This is a genomic window from Rhodopseudomonas sp. BR0M22, from assembly GCF_010907035.1.
Taxonomy (GTDB): domain Bacteria; phylum Pseudomonadota; class Alphaproteobacteria; order Rhizobiales; family Xanthobacteraceae; genus Rhodopseudomonas.
This window is the reverse complement of the sequence record NZ_QUMK01000032.1, coordinates 41,627-57,732: the sequence shown is the minus strand read 5'-3', so window position 1 is coordinate 57,732 and position 16,106 is coordinate 41,627. Positions and strand designations below refer to the sequence as shown.

General features: G+C 65.5%; 17 protein-coding genes, 1 other RNA gene and 1 pseudogene. 14 read left to right on the top strand and 5 right to left on the bottom strand.

The window, feature by feature from the left end:
- Positions 1-1,538, top strand: a pseudogene (locus DY468_RS12515) (AsmA-like C-terminal region-containing protein); the annotation flags it as partial.
- A gap of 20 nt (positions 1,539-1,558) precedes the next feature.
- Here the strand turns inward: DY468_RS12515 and DY468_RS12510 are convergent.
- From DY468_RS12510 to ssrA, 5 genes are all read right to left on the bottom strand, one after another.
- A complete protein-coding gene (locus DY468_RS12510) occupies positions 1,559-1,837 on the bottom strand; it encodes a ribbon-helix-helix domain-containing protein (RefSeq protein WP_164605134.1) in 279 nt (92 codons plus the stop codon).
- Entirely contained in the window at positions 1,834-2,022 is a 189-nt protein-coding gene (locus tag DY468_RS12505; RefSeq protein WP_164605133.1) for a DUF4169 family protein, read from the bottom strand. The genes DY468_RS12510 and DY468_RS12505 overlap by 4 nt, the downstream gene beginning before the upstream one ends.
- A gap of 266 nt (positions 2,023-2,288) precedes the next feature.
- Positions 2,289-3,716: a class II fumarate hydratase gene (gene fumC, locus DY468_RS12500; protein WP_164605132.1), complete on the bottom strand. Its 1,428-nt coding sequence runs from the start codon at positions 3,714-3,716 to the stop codon at positions 2,289-2,291.
- Positions 3,717-3,825: 109 nt separating this feature from the next.
- Positions 3,826-4,359, bottom strand: coding sequence for an SspB family protein (locus DY468_RS12495; RefSeq protein WP_164605131.1), 534 nt, complete (start codon positions 4,357-4,359; stop codon positions 3,826-3,828).
- Positions 4,360-4,588: 229 nt separating this feature from the next.
- Positions 4,589-4,956, bottom strand: a transfer-messenger RNA (tmRNA) gene (gene ssrA / locus DY468_RS12490).
- Positions 4,957-5,097: 141 nt separating this feature from the next.
- On the opposite strand from ssrA, the gene DY468_RS12485 reads away from it, so the two are divergent.
- The 13 genes from DY468_RS12485 (at position 5,098) to DY468_RS12425 (ending at position 16,105) form a co-directional block, all read left to right on the top strand.
- Positions 5,098-5,694, top strand: a complete 597-nt coding sequence (locus tag DY468_RS12485) for a chromate transporter (RefSeq protein WP_164605130.1) — start codon at positions 5,098-5,100, stop codon at positions 5,692-5,694.
- Positions 5,691-6,221, top strand: a complete 531-nt coding sequence (locus tag DY468_RS12480) for a chromate transporter (RefSeq protein ID WP_164605129.1) — start codon at positions 5,691-5,693, stop codon at positions 6,219-6,221. The genes DY468_RS12485 and DY468_RS12480 overlap by 4 nt, the downstream gene beginning before the upstream one ends.
- Before the next feature lie 73 nt (positions 6,222-6,294).
- Positions 6,295-6,795 (top strand): tripartite tricarboxylate transporter TctB family protein, encoded by a 501-nt coding sequence (locus DY468_RS12475; protein ID WP_164605128.1) that lies wholly within the window; start codon positions 6,295-6,297, stop codon positions 6,793-6,795.
- A 10-nt stretch (positions 6,796-6,805) separates the two neighbouring features.
- Entirely contained in the window at positions 6,806-8,320 is a 1,515-nt protein-coding gene (locus DY468_RS12470; RefSeq protein WP_164605127.1) for a tripartite tricarboxylate transporter permease, read from the top strand.
- 101 nt (positions 8,321-8,421) lie between these two features.
- A complete protein-coding gene (locus tag DY468_RS12465; RefSeq protein ID WP_164605126.1) occupies positions 8,422-9,429 on the top strand; it encodes a tripartite tricarboxylate transporter substrate-binding protein in 1,008 nt (335 codons plus the stop codon).
- 172 nt (positions 9,430-9,601) lie between these two features.
- On the top strand, positions 9,602-10,396 hold the full coding sequence (locus DY468_RS12460) for a thymidylate synthase (protein WP_164605125.1): 795 nt from the start codon (positions 9,602-9,604) through the stop codon (positions 10,394-10,396).
- Positions 10,397-10,399: 3 nt separating this feature from the next.
- Entirely contained in the window at positions 10,400-10,819 is a 420-nt protein-coding gene (locus DY468_RS12455; protein WP_164605124.1) for a HEPN domain-containing protein, read from the top strand.
- Positions 10,798-11,184 carry a hypothetical protein gene (locus DY468_RS12450; protein WP_164605123.1) on the top strand — a complete coding sequence of 129 codons (387 nt, stop codon included), beginning with the start codon at positions 10,798-10,800 and terminating at the stop codon, positions 11,182-11,184. Before DY468_RS12455 ends, DY468_RS12450 begins: the two co-directional genes overlap by 22 nt.
- Positions 11,184-11,738 carry a dihydrofolate reductase gene (locus tag DY468_RS12445; RefSeq protein ID WP_164605122.1) on the top strand — a complete coding sequence of 185 codons (555 nt, stop codon included), beginning with the start codon at positions 11,184-11,186 and terminating at the stop codon, positions 11,736-11,738. The genes DY468_RS12450 and DY468_RS12445 overlap by 1 nt, the downstream gene beginning before the upstream one ends.
- A 116-nt stretch (positions 11,739-11,854) precedes the next feature.
- The gene (gene hflK / locus DY468_RS12440; RefSeq protein ID WP_164605121.1) at positions 11,855-13,012 is read left to right on the top strand and encodes an FtsH protease activity modulator HflK; all 1,158 of its coding nucleotides are present in this window, start codon (positions 11,855-11,857) and stop codon (positions 13,010-13,012) included.
- On the top strand, positions 13,009-13,944 hold the full coding sequence (hflC, locus tag DY468_RS12435; RefSeq protein ID WP_164605120.1) for a protease modulator HflC: 936 nt from the start codon (positions 13,009-13,011) through the stop codon (positions 13,942-13,944). The genes hflK and hflC overlap by 4 nt, the downstream gene beginning before the upstream one ends.
- Before the next feature lie 243 nt (positions 13,945-14,187).
- Entirely contained in the window at positions 14,188-14,388 is a 201-nt protein-coding gene (locus DY468_RS12430; protein ID WP_164605119.1) for a DUF2065 domain-containing protein, read from the top strand.
- Positions 14,389-14,602: 214 nt separating this feature from the next.
- Positions 14,603-16,105 (top strand): Do family serine endopeptidase, encoded by a 1,503-nt coding sequence (locus tag DY468_RS12425; RefSeq protein WP_164605118.1) that lies wholly within the window; start codon positions 14,603-14,605, stop codon positions 16,103-16,105.
- Position 16,106: the final 1 nt, after the last annotated feature.

Below are 16,106 nucleotides of genomic sequence, written 5' to 3'. Positions count from 1 at the left end.
ACGCCGGCATTGCGGGCTGGCGGCGGCGCGGCCGGCTGAAGCTGACGCGCGGCAAAACCGCCGAACTCGACGGCGAGGCGGGGCTCGATACGCTGCCGCTGGGACCGGCATTGCAACTCGCGCTCGGGGCGGCCGAACGTCCGGCCGATGATCCGCTCGGGCAGGGCTGGCTGCGTGGCTGGCGTGGCAAGATCGCATTTCAGGCGGTGCGGGCCGAGCTGCCGGGCGGCAGCGAGCTGCAGCCGCTGCGCGGCGTGGTGCGTAGCGACGGACGATCGCTGACGCTCGACGGCAACGGCAAGCTCGGCGGCGGCGAGATCAAAGCCATGCTGACCGCCAAGCCGACCGATGCCGGCGTCGCCCTCGACGCCCAGCTCAGCGTCAAGGATGCCGATGCCGCGACGCTCCGCTACGGCGCGCTCGCCATGCCGCCGGGGAGGCTGTCGCTGCAAGGCACGCTGGCGAGCAGCGGCCGCAGCGCCTCGGCGCTCGCCGGCGCGCTGTCGGGCGGCGGCACGGTGACGCTGTCGCAGGCTGCGATTTCCGGGCTCGATCCGGGGGCCTTCGCGGTGGCGCTCCGCGCCGCCGATCAAGGTCGGCCGATCGACGCCGATCATCTCGCCAAGCTGGTCGAGCCGGCACTGATGGCGGCGCCGCTCAAGGTCGAGACGGCACAGTTTCCGATCAGCGTCAGTGACGGCCGCCTGAAGCTGTCGCCGACGACGTTGCAGGCCAAGGACGCTCGTGCGTTGATCTCGGGCGGTTACGACATCGCCGCCGGCCAGGCCGACCTGCGCGTCATGCTGACGCCGACCGAGCCGGCGCAGGAGCTGCCGCCGGAGATTCGGATATTCGCAGCCGGGCCGCCCGATCGCATGGAGTGGAGCCGCGAGCTGTCGGGGCTGTCGTCCTGGCTGTCGATCCGCCGAATCGACCGCGAGACCCGCAAGCTGCAGATGCTGGAGCAGGGCGGCAAGCCGCCGGCCGCGACCGACTCGCCCAGCGCGGCTCCGTCGCCGACCAAAGACAGCGGGCCCCCAGCGCAAACCTCGAGCCTGCCGCCGCCGGCCACACCAGTTCCTCCGGGCTCGGCACCGCCTGCGGCAGCCCGCACGCCGGCCAGTCATCCCGAGGCCACGCCGAAAATGGCGCCCGAAACAGCGCCCAAAACAGTGCCCAAGGCTACACCGTCGGCAGTCGCTCCGGTCGCCGGGCAGGGCCCCGCGATCAGCCCCGCACTGCCGGTGACACCGCCATTGCCGGACGCCGATCCGCGCCGCGCCGCACAGAAGCAACGCGCTCAGCCGCAACGACCTCCGTCGCTTGAGCCGAATAGATCGTCTCAGCCGAAGATGTCGCCTCAGCCAAAAACGCCGCCTCAGCCGCAAGCATCGACCGTTCTGCCTTCGACGTCGCGCGAAAAGCTCGCGCCACTGCCACCGCCGTTGGAGATCAAACCCGCCCCAGGAGACACGCGTCCATCACGGACACGTCCGCCTTTGGCATTGTCGCCCTCGAATGGGAGGGCGACCGACTGAACAGCGCACCGATCTGACGATCAGTGCGCCGTCAGTGAGCTTTCGGTCTTGGTATCAGCCACTGCCTGCTGCTGCGCCTGCAAAGCGCGGCTGCGGAAGTAGTCGAGCACGAACAGCCGGATCGCCGAAGACAGGTTGCCCTGTTGACGATTGCTGTCGATCTCTCCGACGAGCTCGGACAATGTCATGTCCCGCACGCCGGAGATCTCTTTCATGCCGTTCCAGAAGGCTTCTTCGAGGCTGACACTGGTCTTGTGGCCCGCGACCACGATCGACCGTTTCACTACCGGCGATTTCATGACGCGTCCTCGCCACCGATTTTGTGTTGATCGAGCAGTTGATTGGCGCGGCTAGCGTGATTTTGGTCGAGCTCACGCTGCGATTTGGTTCTGCCAAAACGTGCGCGATTGGCGTCTGCGAGTTTCGCGGCTGCTTCCCGCTCGACTCGCTTCTTGAAGCGTTTCAAATTGACCACGTCGGCCATGACGTCACCCATTATCGATTAAATCGGCAACGGGCGTCGCCTGACAGGCGGGCACGAATGCACGAAGCCATTAGAGGCTCGATCACCATCAAGAACAAAACCATATCACTGCCTGGATGCAGACCGACATTTATTCCGTAAACCGAAATAAGACTGTCGAACCGCAACACCGCAGATGCAAGTTGACCAATCTGCGCGAGCAAGGGATATGATTTACATCAATTTCCGAAATGGCTTTTTTGGAACTGTGAGAAAGTTCTGCGCGGTCAGCTCGGATGCGTCATTTTGTCCGGGCGCACCAGGCGGTCAAAATCGACCGCGCTGATCAGTCCGGAGCGCACCGCTTCCTCCTTCAAGGTCGTACCACGTTGGTGAGCCGCCTTGGCGATTTTGGCGGCGTTGTCGTAGCCGATGGTTGGCGCCAGTGCCGTGACCAGCATCAGCGACCGCTGCATTAGTTCGCCGATACGCTGTTCGTCGGCACGGATGCCGTCGACGCAGTTGGTGGTGAACGAGCGCGCCGCATCCGCCAGCAGCCCGATCGACTGCAGCATCGCCTGCGCCATCACCGGCTTGTAGACGTTGAGTTCGAAGTGCCCCTGGCTGCCGGCGACCGTCAGCGTGGTCTGATTGCCGAACACCTGGCAGCACACCATGGTCATCGCTTCGCACTGGGTCGGGTTGACCTTGCCGGGCATGATCGACGAGCCGGGCTCGTTCTCCGGCAGGATCAGTTCGCCGAGGCCGGAGCGCGGGCCGGAGCCAAGCAGGCGGATGTCGTTGGCGATCTTGAACAGCGCGGTGGCCGCGGCATTGAGCGCGCCGTGCACGAACACGTAGGCGTCGTTGCCAGCGAGGGCTTCGAACTTGTTCGGCGCGGTCACGAACGGCAGCTTGGTGAGCGCGGCGGCGCGCTTGGCGAACGCCTTGGCGAATTTCGGATGGGTGTTCAGCCCGGTGCCCACCGCGGTGCCGCCTTGCGCCAGCGGATACAGCTCCTTCAGCACCGCCTTGATCCGCGCGATGCTGCTGGCAAGCTGCGCCGCGTAGCCGGAGAATTCCTGGCCGAGCGTCAGCGGGGTCGCATCCTGGGTATGGGTGCGGCCGATCTTGACGATCTTGGCGAACGCCTTTTCCTTCTTGCGCAGCGCGTCGTGCAGCAGCGTCAGCGCCGGGATCAGGTCCGAAGTGATCGCCTGCGCAGCGGCGATGTGCATCGCGGTCGGGAACGAGTCGTTCGACGACTGGCTCATGTTGACGTGATCGTTGGGATGCACCGGTTTCTTCGAACCGCGCTCGCCGCCGAGCAGTTCATTGGCGCGATTGGCGATCACCTCGTTGAGGTTCATGTTGGTCTGGGTGCCGGAGCCGGTCTGCCACACCACCAGCGGGAAGTGATCGTCGTGGCTGCCGTCGATCACTTCGCGCGCTGCGCGAACGATGGCGCCGGCACGGCGGCTGTCCAGCAGGCCGAGCTCTTTGTTGGTTTCCGCCGCGGCCAGCTTGACGATCGCCAGCGCCCGGATGATGCCGATCGGCATCCGCTCGGTGCCGATCCGGAAATTCTGCCGCGAACGTTCGGTCTGCGCGCCCCAATAGCGGTCAGCGGCGACATCGATCGGGCCGAAGCTATCGGTCTCGCTCCGGGTTGCGGCGGATCGCGCGGGGCGGGGAGAGCTGGGCGTGCGGGCCATGATCGTCGTCCTGAAGGCTGGGGATCGAAGGTGTGGGCGGCGTCATCCGGCAACGCTACGCACGCCGGAGCGACCCAGCGTGCAAATGACCGGATGATCGGCGGAGCCGTTACTTCTTGCGAAAGCGGTCGAGCCGCACCACCTCGGCGCCTTCGCCAGAGCGGGGCGGCTCGTCGTCGGATGGCGGGTCGTCGGTCGCGGCCGCAGAAGGCGGCAGCGACACGGGTGCTGGAGCTGCGGTCGCAACTTCGCCGGCGTTCTCGGACTCGTCGGTGTCCTCGGCCTCATCGGCCGCTTCGAACTGCAGCCCAAACTTCACCGACGGATCGAAGAAGCTCTTGATCGCGGCGAACGGCACCACCAGACGCTCCGGGATGCCGCCGAACGACAGCCCGACCTCGAAACGGTCCTCGGTGACCACGAGGTCCCAGAACTGATGCTGCAGCACCACGGTCATTTCTTCGGGGTATTGCGCCAGCAGCCGCGGGGACAGCTTCACGCCGTCGGCCTTGGACTGGAAGGTGATGAAGAAGTGATGCTCTCCGGGCAGGCCGTGCTGCGCGACGTCGGTGAGGACGTGCCGCAGCACGCCCCGCAAGGCGTCGCGGGCCAGCACGTCGTATCGAATGTGGTCGGTGGCCATATGGTCGTTCCGTGTGGTCGTCGCGTCGCTCGGAAACCCGAAGGCTGCTGCCCTGAGGCTGGTTCGGCAATCGGGAGGGCCCGACTCGTGCCGAAACATCATGCTACCCCGGCCGGTGTCCACGGTCAGCATCAATCGCGGCTGAATTGTGCGGCGATGCACTGCGAAACGGGCAGCAAGCCAGCCTTCGGCAAGCAAGACTCTGAACGACCAAGACGTGATGAGGATGAGTGGAGGCTTCTGTTGCCAGGTGCCTCCGAACCCCGCCTAACGGAGCTTAACCCGTTAGGGCTTTAAAGTGGTCTTTCAAACTGCCTTACGCAGCCTGAGCAACCGGAGCATAGTTGTCGTTGGCAACTATTGCAGTAGCCCGATAACGGCGGAACAATACCGGGAAAAAGCAAGCCCTTTACGCCCTCGTCGATCCTATTTCGCCCCCGCCGAAGCTCGCCGTCCGAAAGAAGGATGACGGGCTTTGGTGGAGGCGCCGGGTACCGCCCCCGGGTCCGAATGGTTTATTACGACGGCCATTTATTTCCATAGTCGGGTTGCCCCGACGCCCCCAATATAGGGTGCAATCCTTGCCGGCGAAAGGGCCTCCCTGCCAAGCACTTGTGGGCGGGCGCGGGCGATCTGTCCGTGGACTTGGATCAGGTCCGGGCAGCTTGGCGGTACGCGAACAGGGGGACGGCGGAAAAGCCGGTGGTTGCGTCCGGTGCGGCGGTCTAAAGCTACCGAATGGCCCTCATCGACGCTTCCGATCGCGATCCCGCAGACGCCCCGATCGCTCCGGCGCCCGGCCTCAGCGAGCTGTTCGTCGCCTTCGCCAAGATGTCGCTGGCCGGATTCGGCGGCGTGCTGGTGTGGGCGCGGCGGGCGATCGTCGAGCAGCACCGCTGGATGACGGCGGAGGAGTTCAACGAAACCTTCGCGCTCTGCCATTTCTTGCCGGGGCCGAACATCGTCAATCTGTCGGTGGTGTTCGGCGCGCGGTTCCGCGGCATCCCCGGGGCGATCGCGGCGTTTGCCGGGCTGGTCGGCCCGCCGCTGCTGATCGTGACGCTGTTGGCGGTGCTTTACGCCCATTACGGCGAGATCGAGGCGTTGCGGCGTATCCTCGCCGGGGTGTCCTACGCGGCGATCGGGCTGTTGTTCTCGGTCGCGTTCAAGATGCTGCTGCCGCTGCTGCGTAAGCGCGATCCGGTCGCGATCGGGCTGCTTGTGGCCGTGTTCGTCGCCGTCGGCGTGCTGCGGCTGCCGATGCCGTGGGTGCTGGCGGTGGCAGTGCCGTGCAGCATCGGCGCCACTTATCTGCTGCGGAGGCGCACCGCATGACCGGGGCGCCGTCGCTCGGCGGTCTCGCCGTGACCTTCAGCACGATGTCGCTGTTCGCGATCGGCGGCGCCAACGCGGCGCTGCCGGAAATCCACCGTGTCGCCGTCACGCTCAATCACTGGCTGACCGAGCAGCAATTCGCCGACGCCTTCGCAATTGCCCAGCTCTCGCCTGGCCCGAACGTGATGATCGTCGCGCTGATCGGCTATCAGGCGGCCGGGCTTGCCGGAGCGCTGGTGGCGACGCTCGGGATGTGCGGGCCGAGCGCGACGCTGGCCTATCTGGTCAGCCGGGTGCTTGGCCGCGCGACGACGTCTCGCTGGCCGGGGATCATCCAGGCGGCGCTGGTGCCGCTCTCGATCGGCCTGATGGCGGCGAGCGGTCTGATCCTGGCTCTGGCCTCGGACCGCTCCGCCGCATCGCTGACATTGACGGCGATCGTCGCGGTGCTGGCAGCCGTAACCGGGATCAATCCACTCTGGCTGCTGCTTGCCGGCGGTGTGCTGGGATTCGCCGGCATTGTTTGAACCCGGCCGATCGGCCAAACACAGAAGATGCCGCTCCCGGGCCGGGCGGTGCGCAGGGCTGGGGAGACGACCGATGGACGAGGCGCCGAGCGGCGTGCGGGAGCGATCCGTGTTTCCGAACTGGATTCGCGGGCCGCAGGATTTTGTCGGCGGGCTGGCCTTGATGGCGGTCGCCGCCTTCGCGCTATGGGCTGCCAGCGATCTCGGCGGCATGCACGGTTTTCGGTTCGGGCCGGGGACGGTGCCGCGGTTGCTCGCGGTGCTGCTGCTTGGATTGGGGGCTGTGATCGCCGCCGGCGGGGTCTTCGCGGAGGGGGAGCGTCTGGCGAAATTCCACTGGCGTGGACCGTTGTTTGTCGGCCTCGCGATTCTATCATTTGCGGTGACGATCCGGCCGCTCGGGCTGGTGATCGCAGCATTCTCCAGTTTCCTGATCGCGGCGCTCGGCACGCCGGAAACGCGCTGGGGCGAGACCGTCCTGGTCGGCATCGTGCTCACCGCCGCCTGCTGCGGGTTGTTCGTCTACGGGCTGGCACTGCCGTTTGCGCTGTGGCCCGTGGCCCTGACGCAGTGAGGCCGCGACGATGGATCTGTTTTCCAATCTCGCCCTCGGCTTTCAGGTCGCCGCCTCGCCGACCAATCTGCTGCTGTGCTTGATCGGCGCGCTGGTCGGCACCCTGATCGGCGTGCTGCCGGGCATCGGCACTATCGCCACCGTGGCGATGCTGCTGCCGATTACTTTCGGCCTGCCGCCGGTCGGCGCGTTGATCATGCTCGCCGGCATTTATTACGGCGCTCAGTACGGCGGCTCGACCACGTCGATCCTGGTCAATATTCCGGGCGAGGCGACCTCCGTTGTGACGACACTCGACGGCTTTCAGATGGCCAAGCAGGGCCGCGCCGGTCCGGCGCTGGCGATCGCCGCGATCGGCTCGTTCGCCGCCGGCTGCTTCGCCACCGTGCTGATCGCGCTGGTCGGTCAGCCGCTGACCAGCGTCGCGTTGGCGTTCGGCCCGGCCGAGTACTTCTCGCTGATGGTCCTCGGCCTGGTGTTCGCGGTGGTGCTGGCCCGCGGCTCGGTGCTGAAGGCGCTGGCGATGATCGTGCTCGGATTGTTGCTGTCGACCGTCGGCTCCGACATCGAGACCGGCGCCGCGCGGATGACCTTCGATCTGCCGGAATTGGCTGACGGGCTCGGCTTCGCCACGGTGGCGATGGGGGTGTTCGGCTTTGCCGAGATCATCCGGAACCTCGATTTCGGCGCGTCGGCCGATCGCGAACTGGTGCAGCAGAAGATCACCGGTCTGATGCCTACCCGGAAAGACCTCAGCGACGCCGCCCCCGCGATCGCGCGGGGTACGGTGCTGGGATCGATCCTCGGCATCCTGCCGGGCGGCGGCGCGGTGATCGCATCGTTCGCGGCCTACACGCTGGAGAAGAAAATCGCGCGCGATCCGAAGCGGTTCGGCCGCGGCGCGATCGAGGGCGTCGCCGCGCCGGAGAGCGCCAACAATGCCGCCGCCCAGACCTCGTTCATCCCGCTGTTGACGCTCGGCATTCCACCGAACGCCGTGATGGCACTGATGGTCGGTGCGATGACCATCCACAACATCGTGCCTGGACCGCAGGTGATGAAGAACCAGCCGGAGCTGGTGTGGGGCATGATCGCCTCGATGTGGATCGGCAACCTGATGCTGCTGGTGATCAACCTGCCTTTGGTCGGCGTTTGGGTGCGGTTATTGCGTGTTCCGTACCGGCTGATGTTTCCGGCGATCGTGATCTTCTGCTGCATCGGGATCTATTCGGTGAACAACGCTCCGGTCGACGTCGTCTTGGCCGGCGCCTTCGGGCTGATCGGCTATTGGCTGGTCAAGCATGCATTCGAGCCGGCGCCGCTTCTGCTCGGCATGGTGCTGGGCCCGCTGATGGAGGACAATCTGCGCCGTGCGCTGCTGATCGCCCGCGGCGACGCCATGGTGTTTCTGACCCGGCCGCTGTCCGCTGCGCTGCTCGCGGTTGCGGTCGGGCTGTTGATTCTGGCGGTATTGCCGATGCTGCGGAGAAAGCGGGACGAGGTCTTCGTCGAATCCGAGGGCTGACCAGACGCGCCGCATTCTGGCATCGCCGTAACGCTGTTTTCGCCGGTTGATCTGATCGCGAGTAATTCGCTATCACCACAACGTTCCGGCGGAGACGCACGATGAAGTTGTTGGGCGGCCTGATCGCAGCGAGAGGCGTCGCGATTGCCGTTGCGTTGCTGTGGTCGACGTCTGCCTGGGCGGCAGACCAGGATCGCCTCGACCAAATCGACTTTCCGGTGCGAACCGTGACCGTTGTGGTGCCGTTCGCCAGAGGTGGGCCGACCGATACGGTCGCCAGGCTGATCGCCGGGGAGATGGCCAAGACGCTTGGTCAGCCGATCGAAGTCGAAAACGTGCTCGGCGCCGGCGGAACGCTGGCGGCGACACGCGTGGCACACGCGACACCCGATGGCCACACCTTGATCGTCGGACACATGGGCACCCACGGCTCGGCCGCTGCGCTGTATCCCAAGCTTGGCTACCGGCCGGACAAGGATTTCGAGCCGGTCGCACTGCTCACCGAGATGCCGGTGCTGCTGCTTGCCCGCAAGGACTTCCCGCCCAAGGACATGACCGAGTTCGAGGCGTTCGTGAAGGCGCACACCGACAATATCAACGTCGCTCATGCCGGGTTCGGGTCGGTGTCCTATGCGTCGTGCCTGTTGCTGGACCGCCTGTTGGGCGTCGATCCGACCGCGGTGCCGTTCAACGGCACCGGGCCGGCCTTGCAGGCGCTGGTCGAAGGGCAGGTCGATTACATGTGCGACCAGATCGTCAACGCCGTGCCGGCGCTGCGTCAGGGCACGATCAAGGCGTATGTGATCGCTTCGTCCGAGCGCGATCCGGCTGTGCCGCAGGTGCCGACCGCGATCGAAGCCGGGCTGCCGCGGTTTAGGGTCGCGGCCTGGACCGGGCTGTTTGCGCCGCGCGGCACGCCCGAGCCGATCGTCGCCAAATTGAACGCCGCCGTGTCGCAGGCGCTCGATCAATCCGATCTGCGCCTTCGGCTCACCGACCTCGGCGGCATCATTCCGCGGGCCGACCAGCGCTTGCCGGCGGGGCTGGCCCGGCTCGTCCACAACGAAATCGCCCGCTGGGACGATGTCGCGCGAGGTTCGGTTCCCTAGCAGCGGCCGGCCATTCGACCGCATCGCAGCAGCCTTGTGTGGATCGGCTGCGCTGCGGCCTTGCCGCCGCCGCCGGCACAGGTCATTTTCGCAGCCGTCCGGACTCTTCCCGAAGCCTCCCGCGCTGCCGACCGATGGCCGCGCCGGCGCTGCATTGCCGAGCCACCTCGCCATGATCCAGTACCACGACTTGCTCGAACGCATTTTGAGCGATGGGGCGGAGAAGCGAGACCGCACCGGAACCGGGACCCTGTCGGTGTTCGGGCATCAGATGCGGTTCGATCTGGCCGCCGGCTTTCCGATGCTGACCACCAAGCGGCTGCCGCTGAAGGCGATCGTCCACGAACTGCTGTGGTTCCTGAAGGGCGACACCAACATCAAATACCTGCACGACCACGGCGTCACGATCTGGGACGAGTGGGCGGACGAGAACGGCGATCTCGGTCCAGTCTACGGCGCGCAGTGGCGCTCATGGCCGACCGCCGACGGCGGCTCGATCGATCAGATCGCGGCTGTGGTCGACATGATCAAACGTAATCCGGACTCGCGGCGGCTGATGGTCACGGCGTGGAATCCGGCCGACGTCGAGAAGATGGCGCTGCCGCCGTGCCACTGCCTGTTTCAGTTCTATGTCGCCAACGGCAAGCTGTCCTGTCAGCTCTATCAGCGTTCGGCGGACGTGTTTCTCGGCGTGCCGTTCAACATCGCGTCCTACGCGCTGCTGACGATGATGGTCGCCCAGGTTACCGGGCTGCGGCCCGGCGACTTCGTCCACACGCTCGGCGACGCGCATCTGTATTCCAATCATCTGGAGCAAGCGCGGCTGCAACTGACCCGCGCACCGCGGTCGCTGCCGGCGATGTCGATCAATCCAAAGGTGACCGACATCTTCGGTTTCCGCTACGAAGACTTCACCCTGCAAGGCTACGACCCGCACCCGCACATCAAGGCCGAGGTGGCGGTGTGAGCGATGGCATTCTTGTCGCGGACATCGCTTCAGAATGCGGCGACAGCCAAGATCGATGATGCTCGACTGCTATTCCAGAATCGCCGCTTCTCAAACGCGTACTATCTCTACGGCTATGGTATCGAGTTGGCACTGAAGGCTTGCATCGCTCGGCAAATCGTCGCCGAAACAGTGCCCGATACGAGCGTTTTGAAGGGGTTTCTCGATCACAACTACGCCAGGCTGGTCGGACTTGCGGGACTGACCGAGCCGCTTAGGCGACGTCGGCTCGACCCCGAATTCGATAGTCGATGGTCGATCGTTTCCGAGTGGTCGGTGGAATCTCGGTATGATATGATTGACGCTGTCACCGCGACGGCGATGCAGGATGCGATCGAGAGCGCAGACCACGGGGTTTTTCGATGGCTGGTGCAGTACTGGTAGAAGCCGATATCGAAATGGGGCGGGAGCTGCTGAAGATCTTGGACGCGGCTTCATTCCCTGTGACCGGGGCGGCGTGGGTCTACTATGCTGATGCTGGCGAATGGCGGCTGCTGATCAGGACTCCTAAAGCCGAGAGGGATTTGCTCGGTGCGCTGCGCGAGGTCGCTGGCGCGATGGATGCGGCCGGAGATCTGCGGAGCCGCATCGACTTGGCTCGTATCAAACTCGTCCCGCCCAAGGACAGGGTCTTGGCTGCGATGGGTAGCGTCGTGCGTGTCGATGGGGCTTCGACGGTTCGATTCAGTCGTAACATGATCAACGGCGTCCTGATCGACGATGCTCTTATCTATCGGCTCGCGGCCTGATGGCGTCGTTCGACCTCTCTCTCGTTCTGGTCGTCGCCGTCGCCGATAACGGCGTGATCGGGCAGGGCAACGCGATGCCGTGGAGGCTCAAGTCCGACCTGCAGCGGTTCAAGCAGCTCACGCTCAACAAGCCGGTGATCATGGGCCGCAAGACCTATCAGTCGATTGGCCGGCCGCTGCCGGGCCGGACCAACGTCGTGGTCACGCGCGATACGGCTTTTGCCGCGGCCGGCGTCGTCGTCGCGCCCTCGTTCGAGGCTGCTGAACAGGTCGCGCGGGGTGATGCGCTGCGGCGTTTTGCCACCGAAATTGCGGTGATTGGCGGCGCCGACATCTTCGCCCACTGGCTGCCGCGCGCCGCGCGGCTCGAACTGACCGAAGTGCACGCCCGGCCCGAGGGTGATACCTACTTTCCGGCGATCGACCCGGAGTTGTGGCAGGAAGTTGCGCGCGAGCGCCGCGTCGCGGGGCCGCAGGACAGCTCCGATTTCTCCTATGTGACCTATCGACGCTGTGCCGCGACGGAAGCCGGGCGCGGCCCCGTTGGCAATTGACAAACCTTCGTCAAGGCTTAGCTCGCAACGCGGAACGACGCGCGTTGTGCCCAAGGGGACCGTCCCCTATAAAGCCGGGCAGACTGCGGCCGTTCGGCCGCGAAGGAGATGTTTGAATGCCGTGGAAGAATCAAGGCGGAGGCCCGTGGGGTTCTGGCCCCAAGGGTCCGTGGGGAACGGGGCCACAATCGTCGGGGCCGCGGCCGCCTGATCTGGAAGATTTGCTGCGCCGTGGCCAGGACCGGCTCCAGCAGATCCTTCCCGGCGGTCATTTCAGTGGGCTCGGCATCATCGTCGTGGTGCTCGGCGCGCTGGCGATCTGGGGCCTGTCGGGCTTCTTCCGGGTGCAGTCGGAAGAACTCGGCGTTGTGCTGCGGTTCGGTAAACACGTTCGTACCGTCCAGCCCGGCCTGAACTATCACCTGCCGTATCCGATCGAGACTGTGCTGCTGCCGAAGGCGCTGCGCGTCAACACGATCAGCATCGGCATGACGCTGATGAACGATCCGGCGCGCCGCGGCGCGACCATGCACGATGTGCCCGAAGAAAGCCTGATGCTGACCGGCGACGAGAACATCGTCGACGTCGACTTCACCGTGCTGTGGCGGATCAAGCCGGACGGCGTCGGTAATTACTTGTTCAACATCCAGAACCCGCAGGGCACCGTGAAGGCGGTGGCCGAAAGCGCGATGCGCGAAGTGATCGGTCGCTCCGACATTCAGCCGATCCTCACCGGTGCCCGCACCACGATCGAGAACGCCGTGCAGGAACTGATGCAGAAGACGCTCGACAGCTACGGCGCCGGCGTCCTGGTGCAGCAGGTGCAGATGCAGAAGGTCGATCCGCCGCAGCAGGTGATCGACGCTTTCCGCGATGTGCAGGCCGCACGCGCCGACCTCGAGCGGATGCAGAACGAAGCGCAGACCTATGCCAACCGCGTCATCCCCGATGCCAAGGGCCGCGCCGCGCAGATCATCCAGAACGCCGAAGGCTACAAGGGGCAGGCGGTCGCCGAAGCCAAGGGCCAGAGCGCGCGTTTCCTCGATGTGTACGAGGAATACAAGAAGGCGCCGGCGGTGACTCGTGAGCGTATCTATCTCGAAACCATGGAACGCGTGCTCGGCTCCGCCGACAAGCTGGTCTACGACCCCGGCGCTGGTAACGGGCAGGGCATCGTGCCGTATCTGCCGCTGAACGAGCTGTCCAAGAAGCGTGCGGCGCCGACGGGTGCTGCACCGCAGACCCAGCAGCAAATGGGCGGAGGCAACCGATGAAGGCCGGAGTCGCAGGAGTCGTCGCGCTGATCGTGGCGCTGGTCGCGGTGATCGTCGGCTGGTCGTCGCTGTTCACCGTCAGCCAGACCGAGCAGGTGCTGCTGGTCCGCCTCGGCGAACCGGTGCGGGTCGTCACCGAGCCGGGTCTGCATTTCAAGGCGCCGTTCATCGATACGGTGATCAGCATCGACAAGCGGATTCTCGACCTCGAGAATCCGTCGCAGGAAGTCATCGCCGCCGATCAGAAGCGGCTGGTGGTGGACGCGTTCGCGCGCTACCGGATCAAGAACGCGCTGCGCTTCTATCAGAGCGTTGGCTCGATCCCGGCCGCGAACGTTCAGCTCACCACGCTGCTCAACGCGTCGCTGCGGCGTGTGCTCGGCGAGGTCACGTTCATCCAGGTGGTGCGCGACGAGCGCGAAGGCTTGATGGCGCGGATCCGCACCCAGCTCGACAAGGAGGCCGAGGGCTACGGCATCTCGGTGGTGGACGTTCGGATCCGCCGCGCCGACCTGCCTGACCAGAACAGCCAGGCGGTGTATCAGCGGATGCAGACCGAGCGTCAGCGCGAAGCCGCCGAGTTCCGCGCGCAGGGTGGCCAGAAGGCGCAGGAGATCCGCTCCAAGGCCGACCGCGAAGCTACCGTGATCATCGCCGAGGCCAATTCCGAGGCCGAGCAGATCCGCGGTTCCGGCGACGCCGAGCGCAACCGGCTGTTCGCGACGGCGTACTCGAAGGACCCCGAGTTCTTCGCGTTCTACCGGTCGATGACCGCCTACGAGCAGTCGCTGAAGAGCAACGACACCCGCTTCCTGCTGCGGCCGGACTCGGACTTCTTCCGCTTCTTCGGCAGCCCGGACGGGCGCTCGGCAGGGAATGGCGCCGCGCCGGCCGCGGCTGCAGCTCCTGCGGCTCCTGCCGCACCGCGCTAAAGCGAAACCACGACACTGCAACGGGCCGCCCACCAGCGGCCCGTTTTGCTTTTGGCCTTTCCTTTTGTGCGCGATGGCCGATTAAGGCTCCGATGAGAAGGCGCGACAAAACAACCCTGTAGAGCCGCGGTTGGATTTCAATCGGACGCGGAATTGCTCTAGAACAGGCCGATCAACAGCGGCGCGCGCGGAGCTGCGCTGAGACAACAGGGGGCCGCGCGCCGGCCGGGAGGATTCTGTCGCATGAGGTCTTTCGCGTTCGCCGACCTCCTCATCGGCGTCGGATTATTGTTCGTTCTGGAAGGTTTGATCTTCGCGGCCAGTCCGAACTGGATGCGGCGGGCGATGAAGAGTGCGCTCGAAACTCCGGACAACGTGCTGCGTGCGGTCGGTATCGGCTCTGCGGTCGCCGGGTTGCTGCTGATCTGGCTGGTCCGGCACTAGCTCGCGCGCTGGGCATTGCTGCGCCGGTGACGGTGCCGGAGTGCTGTCACGACGTTTTCAACCACGACATCGGGCTCCGAGCCGGTTTTCGCCGCAATCAGTGCGGCGGATAGGGTAGCTTCGCTCACCACCGATGCTTGCGCCGGTTCCAGGATCGGACGCAGTGTTCATGCGACTGCGCCGTCCTTTGCGCACGCCAGGAGATGATTCGACCATGCCCGTTGCGATCGCCCATAGTTCCCGGATCAGGCCCTTGCGGATCAGGCCGCTGCTCGCCGCGCTGTGCCTCGGCGTCGCCGTGCTCGCCAGCCCCGCGCCCGCATCCGCTCGCGGTCCAGAAGGGATCGCCGACGTCGCCGAGAAGGTGATCGATGCAGTAGTCAACATCTCGACCACCCAGACCGTCGAGGCCAAGGGCTCGGGCGAGAGCAAGGGCGCGATGCCTCAGCTGCCGCCGGGCTCGCCGTTCGAGGAGTTCTTCGAGGACTTCTTCAAGAACCGGCGCGGCGAGAAGGGCGGCGGCCCGCGCAAGACCAATTCGCTCGGCTCCGGTTTCATCATCGATCCGGCCGGCGTGGTCGTGACCAACAATCACGTCATCGCCGATTCCGACGAGATCAACGTGATCCTCAACGACGGCACCAAGATCAAGGCGGAGCTGGTCGGCGTCGACAAGAAGACCGACCTCGCGGTGCTGAAGTTCAAGCCGCCGGCGGGCAAGACGCTGACCGCGGTGAAGTTCGGCGACAGCGACAAGCTGCGGCTGGGCGAATGGGTGATCGCGATCGGCAACCCGTTCTCGCTCGGCGGCACCGTGACCGCCGGCATCGTCTCGGCGCGCAACCGCGACATCAACTCCGGCCCCTATGACAGCTACATCCAGACCGACGCCGCGATCAATCGCGGCAATTCCGGTGGGCCGCTGTTCAACCTCGCCGGCGAAGTCGTCGGCGTCAACACCCTGATCATCTCGCCGTCGGGCGGCTCGATCGGTATCGGCTTCGCGGTGCCGTCCAAGACCGTGGTGCCGGTGGTCGATCAGCTCCGGCAGTTCGGCGAGCTGCGCCGCGGCTGGCTCGGCGTCCGCATCCAGCAGGTCACCGACGAGATCGCCGACAGCCTCAACATCAAGCCGGCGCGCGGTGCGCTGGTCGCCGGCGTCGACGACAAGGGCCCGGCCAAGCCGGCCGGCATCGAGCCCGGCGATGTCGTGATCAAGTTCGACGGCAAGGATATCAAGGAGCCGAAGGACCTGTCGCGGATGGTTGCCGATACCGCGGTCGGCAAGACCGTCGACGTCGTGGTGATCCGCAAGGGCAAGGAGGAGACCAAGCAGGTCACGCTCGGCCGGCTCGCCGACGATGCCAAGCCGCAGCCGGCGTCTGCGAAGTCGCAGCCCGAGGCGGAGAAGCTGGTGACTCAGAAGGTCCTCGGCCTCGATCTCGCCGCACTGTCGAAGGATCTGCGCGGCCGCTACAAGATCAAGGACAGCGTCAAGGGCGTGCTGGTGACCGGCGTCGACGACGGCTCGGATGCCGCCGAGAAGCGGCTGTCGGCCGGCGACGTCATCGTCGAGGTGGCGCAGGAATCGGTCGGCAACGCCGCCGATATCAAGAAGCGGGTCGACCAGCTCAAGAAGGACGGCAAGAAGTCCGTGCTGCTGCTGGTCGCCAACGGCTCCGGCGAGCTGCGCTTCGTCGCGCTCAGCCTGCAATAGG